General features: G+C 45.0%; 1 protein-coding gene. It reads left to right on the forward strand.

Annotated elements, in window-relative coordinates:
* Positions 1–927, forward strand: a 927-nt coding sequence (locus tag GQS54_RS22895; protein WP_166426228.1) for an IS66 family transposase, incomplete at its 5' end; no start/stop codon positions are given.
* Positions 928–949: the final 22 nt, after the last annotated feature.

Here is a 949-nt window from a genome sequence, read left to right on the forward strand (position 1 = left end):
ATGTTCAAACAATACGGCATTGAACTGAGTCGCAAGACCACCGCAGACTGGATGATGAAAAGCGCTGATATATTGCAAATACTATACGACAGGTTGAGGCAACACTTACTCAAACAAACCGTTATTTATGCAGATGAAACCACGATTAAAGTGGTCGGCGATAATAAATCCAAATCCTACATGTGGTTGTATGCCACAGGCGCAGACTCGCCTGAAGGAAAACTCACCGATACCGACATTCCCCATATTGTACTGTTTGATTACCATGCTAGTCGCGCAGGCCAGTGTGCGGTGGATTACTTAGATGGATATCAAGGTTATCTGCAAGTAGACGGTTATGCGGGCTATCACAAAACTCAAGCGACACTCGTGGGTTGTTGGGCGCATGCAAGACGTAAATTTACCGATGCTAAAACAGCCATGGGTAAACACAAAAGCGGCAAAGTAGAATGGGCATTGAATCACATTCAAAAGCTGTACAGGATAGAAATCCAAATCAAAAACAAAACACCGGACGAGCGACTCAAAATAAGACAAGAAAAAAGCTTACTCCTGCTTAAACAGTTTGAAGCATGGCTCATCAAATCCGAACAAGAGGTGCTGCCCAAAACCAAATTGGGTGAAGCGATTCAATATTGTTTAAATCAATGGGTAAAACTACAACGCTACACCCTTGATGGGCACTTAAGCATTGACAACAATCGCGCTGAACGCGCGATTAAACCCTTCGTTATCGGCAGAAAAGCATGGCTGTTCAGCCAAACCGCCAACGGCGCACATGCTAGTGCTGTACTTTACTCCATCATCGAGACTGCCAAGGCGAATGGACTGACGCCATTCGTCTATGTCATGCACCTGCTAGAGGAGCTGAGCCAGCCTGAACCTGATATTGAATCGGTGCTGCCATGGAATGTTAAGTTAGGCTAGACGTCTTTTACAAGACAGTTAC

This window comes from Paraglaciecola sp. 20A4 (assembly GCF_011378905.1).
In the GTDB taxonomy this organism is placed as follows: domain Bacteria; phylum Pseudomonadota; class Gammaproteobacteria; order Enterobacterales; family Alteromonadaceae; genus Paraglaciecola.